Origin of the sequence: uncultured Succinatimonas sp., from assembly GCF_905203285.1 — a bacterium.
In the GTDB taxonomy this organism is placed as follows: Bacteria; Pseudomonadota; Gammaproteobacteria; order Enterobacterales; family Succinivibrionaceae; genus Succinatimonas.
This window is the reverse complement of record NZ_CAJKVK010000096.1, coordinates 1-7,495: the sequence shown is the minus strand read 5'-3', so window position 1 is coordinate 7,495 and position 7,495 is coordinate 1. Positions and strand designations below refer to the sequence as shown.

The following is a 7,495-nucleotide window of genomic DNA, read 5'->3' as shown; positions in this document are numbered from 1 at the left end:
AGCTTGCGGAGGTGGAGAAAGTGTTTAGCAAAGACAAAGAAGAGATGCTGCGCTACGAGGCCGCCGAGCGTTATGAAATGGATTATGCCTCGCATATGAGCTCCGCTGAAATTAAAGGCGAAGAAAAAGGCCGCAAAGCTCAAGCGCTTGAAACGGCAAAGAAAATGTTAAACTCCGGTTTTCCTGTGTCACAAATAGCAGAATTATCCGGATTATCTGAATCTGAAATCTTAAAGTTAAAGCAGCAAGCTTAAATATCTTGATTTAATTGTTAACGGGCTTTATATCAACAATTGCGTAACAGCCCGTTATTTTTCTCAGGCAGTTATTCAAGCTCAACTTGCTGATTATCTTCTGATCCCTGCTTATTCTCCTGACGATATTCATTAAGAAAGACCGTAAACTCGGCACCGAACAAAACAATCACCCAGTTAATATTAATCCAGATCATTAAAACCGGAATAGCAGCCAAAGCGCCGTAAATTGCCTCATAATCAGAGAAATTTAAAATAAAAGCGCTGAAAATCCGCTTGCACACCTCAAACAAAATCGTCACAAATAAAGCACCACGTACGGCATCACGGATCTTTACGACCGCAACCGGCACTGTAATAAATAAAGCTGATACCAAAATTAACTCAACCACGACCGGGACCAGAAAATAAGCAAGACCGGTAGCGAAAGATAAAGGAGTATCAAGAAAAGAATATGCGATAACCTTTGATGTAAACCAAATAAGAATACCGGTCGCCAAAGGCCCTAAAGTCAATAATGTCCAGTACACCGCAAAAGTCATAGTCATTTTGCGCTTTCCGCCGCGCCAAATCCTGTTTAAGGCTCTATCAACCGCTCTTACCAGGAAGAAAGACACAATAAACAAAATCACCGTACCGGTAACCGTCATTTGACCAGCATGAGCAATAAAAATTCCTATATAGTCGCCGATAGCTTCGGAAAAAACCGGCATGAAATTATTCTGCACAAAATTTTGCAATGCCTGTTTTATCGGAGTAAAAGCAGGAACCATGGCAAAAATTGAGATAACTACCGTAAGGGCAGGCACTAAAGCCAGAATAGTAGTGTAAGACAAGGCGGCAGCTTCAATGAACAAATCATCTCCGCGCACTCTCGTCAGCAATTTTTTAAAAAATTCTTTCAAAATCAAATACCGGCAAACAAAAACCCTGCAAGGATTATTGTAATCTCCTGCAGGGTTTTAAAACAGCTATCTATCTCTAATTACTAAAAAAATTAGAGGCTATAGTACATCTCGAATTCAATCGGATGCGGAGCAGTCTGGAGACGGGCAGCTTCAGCACGCTTTACTTCAATGTATGACTTAATCATATCTTCAGTAAAGACACCGCCTTCGGTTAAGAATTCATGATCCTGCTCCAAAGCATCTAAGGCTTCTGCTAAAGAACCGCAGACTGACGGAATAGCATCAGCTTCTTCAGGCGGTAAATCATAAAGATTCTTATCCATCGGATCGCCCGGTTCAATATGATTGAGGATACCGTCAAGACCTGCCATAAGCATAGCGGCAAAAGCCAAATACGGATTGGCCATGCAGTCTGGGAAACGAACCTCGATATGCGCAGTCTTAGGATTTTGAGCTACCGGAATACGAATGGAAGCGGAACGGTTTGAAGCTGAATAGGCAAGCATTACCGGAGCTTCAAAGTGCGGAACCAAACGCTTGTAAGAGTTAGTTGACGGATTGGTAAAAGCGTTTAAGGCCTTGGCATGCTTAATAATACCGCCGATATACCATAAAGCTTCCTGGGATAATCCGCCGTACATATTGCCGGCAAAAATGTTCTCGCCGTTACGACCAATTGACTGATGGCAGTGCATACCGGAGCCGTTATCGCCAAAAATCGGCTTAGGCATGAAGGTAGCGCTCTTGCCGTACTGATTGGCTACATTCTGTACGATATATTTATAAACCTGAACTTCGTCGGCTTTCTTGGTTAATGTATTAAATTTGGTAGCAATTTCGTTCTGTCCGCAAGTTGCAACTTCATGGTGATGAGCCTCAACCTCAAGACCGAACTCCTCCATGATAAGGCACATTGCAGAACGGATATCCTGTGACGGATCTACAGGAGGAACCGGGAAGTAACCGCCTTTTACCATAGTGCGATGACCTAAGTTGCCGCCTTCATACTCGGTAGCTGAATTCCAAGCAGCTTCATAATCATCCACTTTATACATGCAGCCGCCCATCTCATTTGAGAATTTAACGTCATCAAATAAGAAGAACTCAGGCTCCGGACCGAAATAGGCCTCATCACCGATACCGGTTGAACGCAGATACTCTTCTGCGCGCTTTGCTACAGAACGAGGATCCCTGTCATAACCGGTCATGGTATCGGCTTCAAGAACATCGCATCTTACGATAATGGTCGGATCAGCATAAAAAGGATCCAAGTGTACGCTGTCAGGATCAGGCATCAAAATCATGTCCGACTTGTCAACGCCTTTCCAGCCGACCATTGACGAACCGTCAAACATCTTACCCTCAGAGAAGAAATCTTCCGTAACCAGTTTTGCAGGGATAGAAACATGCTGCTCTTTACCCTTGGTATCGGTAAAGCGTAAATCAGCGAATTTAACGCCGTTTTCTTCAATAAGCTTTAATACATCAGCAACGGTTGTCATAAACCGAAATCTCCTAAGATGAGGCAATATCTACGCAGACACGCGCACATAATGAAAACCGATTGCAAACAGACTCTAAAAACTTTCAGAGTTATCATGTTGCATCATAATCTGATAAGTTTAACATTTTGGGATATTTATCGCATTTAATTTTGCACGGAAAATGACAATTTTGATCCATTTAAGGGAAAAATCAGCGGCTAAAACTTCAGAGCAGTACTCATGATTTTCGTTATCCCAATTTGTAAAAAGCATTTGCAAAAATAGAAAGCTTTAAGATAAGCAACATCAAAAAATGCTAAAAGAATGTGAACAATATCAGATTTTAAAGCCTCAACCTTATTTTTAAGGTAAAATATTGCAAATTTCACAACAGCCTTAAGATATCACCTATTTCATTTTTACAGGTTTGCATATATGGACGTACAGAAGATCCGTAATATTGCCATTATTGCTCACGTAGACCATGGCAAAACTACATTAGTTGATAAGTTATTACGCCAATCGGGAACCTTAGATCGCACCGAACTCGGTCAAGAACGAGTTATGGATTCAAACGCCATTGAAAAAGAGCGCGGTATTACCATTTTGTCAAAAAACACCGCTATCAATTGGAACGGTTATCGCATCAATATCGTAGACACCCCGGGACATGCCGACTTCGGTGGTGAAGTAGAGCGCGTTATGTCCATGGTTGATTCGGTATTGCTTTTGGTCGACGCTGTGGACGGACCGATGCCGCAGACCCGCTTCGTAACCCAAAAAGCATTTGCCCGCGGCTTAAAACCTATTGTCGTTATCAATAAATGCGATCGTCCCGGAGCTCGCCCGGATTGGGTTATCGATCAGGTTTTTGACTTATTCGATAATTTGGGAGCAACCGACGAACAGCTTGATTTCCCTGTTGTTTATGCATCGGCATTATCAGGCTGGGCATCTCTTGACGAAAGCTCGCACGGCGACACCATGGAACCTTTATTTGAAACCATCATCGAAAAAGTGTCCCCGCCGCAGGCTGATATTAACGGACCGTTCCAAATGCAAATCTCCTCGCTTGATTTCACCTCATACGTGGGCGTTATCGGTGTAGGCCGCATTACTCGCGGACGCGTACGCTCAAATCAGCAAGTAACCATCGTCGGTGCCGACGGTTCTACCCGTCAGGGCCGTGTCGGTCAGGTTTTAGGTTACTTAGGTCTGCATCGTAATGAAGTTGAAGAGGCCGAAGCCGGCGATATTATTGCCGTAACCGGTCTTGGTGAGCTTAAGATTTCAGATACGGTCTGCGATAACTCCAAGGTTGAAGCATTACCAGCCTTAACCGTCGATGAACCGACCGTTTCCATGAACTTCTGCGTCAATACTTCACCTTTTGCCGGAAAAGAAGGTAAATTCATCACTTCCCGTAATATTGAAGAACGCCTGCGTCAGGAACTTGTGCATAACGTAGCTTTACGCGTTGAAAATACTAAAGATCCTGATCGCTTCAAAGTTTCAGGCCGCGGTGAATTACACTTATCGGTTTTAATCGAGCAGATGCGCCGTGAAGGTTATGAGCTTGGTGTTTCACGTCCTGAAGTAATTCTTCACAAAGACGAATCCGGCAAAGTTATGGAGCCGTATGAAGTCTTAACTTTAGATCTTAATGAAGAAAACCAAGGTCCCGTCATGGAAGAGTTAGGCCGCCGCAAGGGTGAGCTTAAGAATATGAATCCTGACGGCAAAGGACGTGTTCGTCTTGATTACCGAATCCCCGCTCGCGGACTTATCGGTTTCCAGACTTTATACATGACCTTAACTTCCGGAACCGGTCTTATGTACCACACCTTTGACAGCTATGATGAGTTTGCCGGAGGATCCATCGGTGAAAGACAAAACGGCGTGCTTATCTCCAACGATACCGGCAAAGCGGTACCGTATGCCTTATGGTTCTTGCAGGAGCGCGGCCGTTTATTCGTTGATGCCGGCGAAGAGGTCTATGAAGGACAAATCATCGGTCTGCATAACCGCAGCAACGACTTAACCGTCAACTGCCTTAAGACCAAGAAATTGACTAATGTCCGCGCTGCAGGATCAGATGACAACATCATTCTGACTCCGGCAGTTCATATGTCACTTGAACAGGCTCTTGAGTTTATTAACGAAGACGAACTTGTCGAAGTAACTCCTAAGAGCATTCGTCTGCGTAAAAAATTCCTGTCAGATTTAGAGCGTGTCCGTGCTTTCCGTGCTGCCGGCGGCAAGAAAGCAGAATAATTCATCGCTCCAAAATTGATCTTAAAAAAGGCTCTGTTTGCTATAAAACAGGGCCTTTAATTTATTATCAGATTGAAAAACATACAAATATCTTCTAAAGTTTTGCATTATGACAATGCACTAAAATTGAACATTAAACACATTTTTTTCGTATAATAGACAGATAAAAAGTTCAATGCACTAAAATTGCTCATGTAATGTATTTGTGAACAGGTGCAGGTTTTTTATATGCCAACTGATGCAAAGACTATTCTTGAAAGTTTAGCGACGGCTATCATGCTTACGGACGGGCAATATAAAATCATATATGCCAATACGTCTGCCGAGCAGTTATTCGGCATGTCGCGTTCTAAGCTGCGTTCACTAAAACTTACCGATCTTATTGATCGCCATGAAAAGAATTTAATGGAAAATCTCTCACGTGCGCTAAAAGCCAATTTTCAGGGATTTTCAGCCTCCGATATTGCCGTCGGAATAGATCCTACTCATACCATAAGCGTTGATATGAGCATCAGCCAATACTCCGGTAAGAATAAAGGTCTTATCGTTGAAATCAAATCAATTAATTACCAGCAAAAACTAAATGACGAACGCCAGAGACGTACCCAGCATCTGGCAGCCCGCGATCTGATCCGCAATCTTGCCCATGAAATCAAAAATCCTTTGGGCGGTATCCGCGGAGCGGCCCAACTGCTTGAGATGACTTTCGGTAAAGCAGCGGATATTACCGATTACACTAAAGTCATTATTGAGCAGTCCGATCGCCTTAAAACATTGGTGGATAATTTGTTAGGTCCGCAGCGTCCCAATCCGATGAGCCTTGCCAATATCCACTATGTAGTAGAAAAAGTTCTGTCGCTTGAAGCCATGGCAACAAAAGATAAAGTCCGTTTTGAAAAGGACTATGATCCTTCGCTGCCGGAGCTGATGCTTGACGTTGATGCCATGCAGCAGACCTTCATCAATATCATCAGCAATGCCATTCAGGCGCTTACGGAATCCAATACTGAAAGACCGCTTATTAAAATCAAAACCCGTGCGGTCAACGGTGTGGTGATTAACGGGTTTAAATATCCGACATCCATTTGCGTAGCGATAACGGATAACGGACCGGGAATTCCCGAAAGCATCATGCCCAAAATTTTCTACCCGATGGTAACTTCAAGATCCAAAGGCAACGGACTGGGCTTATCCATTGCTCAAAGCATTGTCGAACGCCATAACGGCACCATCGAATGTGAAAGCCAAAAAGGAAAAACTACTTTTTCCGTAATCCTACCCCTTAAAAAAGATGTGTTTAAAAGCGAGGAAATTTAACTATGGATCCCATGATTTGGGTTATTGATGACGATGCCAGCATTCGTTTCGTTTTTGATAAAGCGCTTGATGTCAACAGTATTTCCCATCGCTTATTTGAAACCGGAGATGAAGCTCTCGCCTATTTAAAAACAGAAGTCCCCGATGTTATTGTCTCTGACATCAACATGCCGGGAACAGACGGTCTTTCTCTTATAAAGAAGGTGCATGAGGTTGACCAGAATATTCCGTTTATTATCATAACCGCCCATAGCGACCTGACTGCCGCCATTGATTCTTATGAGCACGGAACTTTTGAATATCTGCCCAAACCTTTTGATATAGAACAAGCCGTAAGTCTTATCCGTCGTGCCGCACTGCACCGCTTTAACTTAACCCGCAAAAAAGAAATGGTTTTAGCAAGCGATGCCGTAGCAGACAGTAAAGAAGCCGAAATCATCGGCAAATCGCCTGCCATGCAGGAAGTATTTAAGTTCATCGGACGTGTCTCACGTACTGAAGTTCCGGTTCTTATTCACGGTGAAACCGGAACGGGCCGTGAACTTGTTGCCATGGCTTTACATAACCATTCCGATCGTAAGGACAAACCTTTTATTTCAGTAAACGTTTCTTCAATGCCCAAAGAAACTGTTGAACATGAAATCTTCGGCGGTATCGGCAAAAACGATAAAGAAGAAGCGGCAATCGTAAAAGCACAAAACGGCACTTTATTTATTAATGAGATCTGCGACATGCCGATGGAAGCACAAACCCGTTTACTGCAGGTTTTGCAAAAAGGTGAGTTTTTACCCGTAGGCGAACAGAAACCGCATAAAGTGAATGTAAGAATTATTGCTGCTACAAGCCGCATTCTTGAAAATCTGGTAAAAGAAGGAACTTTTATTTCCGATCTTTATTACAGATTAAATGTTATTCACATTAACATGCCGCCGCTTCGCGATCGCAACAATGACATTCCGATGCTTGCCAAGCACTTCTTAAATCAAAGTGCGATTGAAAATAATACCGAGCCTAAAAAACTGACTTCGGAAGTTCTCGTTTTCTTGTGCCGCCAGCAATGGCCCGGCAATGTCCGCCAGCTTAAAAATCTCTGCAAATACCTGACCATTATGGTAACGGGCAGAGACATTCAGCTAAGCGATTTACCGGCAGAATTCTTGCAGGCAAGAAACGCACAGCCTAAAGCCACAACTTCAATCTCAGGAACCTCCAAAGAACCGGTTTCCTGGCAGGAACAGCTGCGTAATTGGGTTGACGG

5 protein-coding genes and 1 pseudogene are annotated in these 7,495 nt (G+C 43.4%); 4 read left to right on the top strand and 2 right to left on the bottom strand.

Going from position 1 to position 7,495, the window contains the following annotated elements; genetic code table 11:
* Nucleotides 1–254: pseudogene (locus QZ019_RS08575) on the top strand (hypothetical protein); the annotation flags it as partial.
* A 71-nt stretch (nt 255–325) separates the two neighbouring features.
* Here the strand turns inward: QZ019_RS08575 and QZ019_RS08570 are convergent.
* Nucleotides 326–1,138 carry a YihY family inner membrane protein gene (locus QZ019_RS08570; protein WP_295484217.1) on the bottom strand — a complete coding sequence of 271 codons (813 nt, stop codon included), beginning with the start codon at nt 1,136–1,138 and terminating at the stop codon, nt 326–328.
* Between the two features lie 113 nt (nt 1,139–1,251).
* Nucleotides 1,252–2,664, bottom strand: a complete 1,413-nt coding sequence (glnA, locus tag QZ019_RS08565) for a glutamate--ammonia ligase (protein WP_294564124.1) — start codon at nt 2,662–2,664, stop codon at nt 1,252–1,254.
* Nucleotides 2,665–3,081: 417 nt separating this feature from the next.
* On the opposite strand from glnA, the gene typA reads away from it, so the two are divergent.
* The 3 genes from typA to QZ019_RS08550 form a co-directional block, all read left to right on the top strand.
* Nucleotides 3,082–4,920 (top strand): translational GTPase TypA, encoded by a 1,839-nt coding sequence (gene typA, locus QZ019_RS08560; RefSeq protein ID WP_295484211.1) that lies wholly within the window; start codon nt 3,082–3,084, stop codon nt 4,918–4,920.
* A 228-nt stretch (nt 4,921–5,148) separates the two neighbouring features.
* Complete coding sequence (gene glnL / locus QZ019_RS08555) at nt 5,149–6,237, top strand: nitrogen regulation protein NR(II) (protein WP_295484208.1); 1,089 nt, start codon at nt 5,149–5,151, stop codon at nt 6,235–6,237.
* Nucleotides 6,238–6,239: 2 nt separating this feature from the next.
* Nucleotides 6,240–7,495, top strand: a 1,256-nt coding sequence (locus QZ019_RS08550) for a sigma 54-interacting transcriptional regulator (RefSeq protein WP_295484205.1), incomplete at its 3' end; no start/stop codon positions are given.

Excerpts from the sequence above, each read along its gene's own strand:
- glnA (WP_294564124.1), bottom strand. The coding sequence starts at position 2,664 with ATGACAACCGTTGCTGATGTATTAAAGCTTATTGAAGAAAACGGCGTT.
- typA (WP_295484211.1), top strand. The coding sequence starts at position 3,082 with ATGGACGTACAGAAGATCCGTAATATTGCCATTATTGCTCACGTAGAC.
- glnL (WP_295484208.1), top strand. The coding sequence starts at position 5,149 with ATGCCAACTGATGCAAAGACTATTCTTGAAAGTTTAGCGACGGCTATC.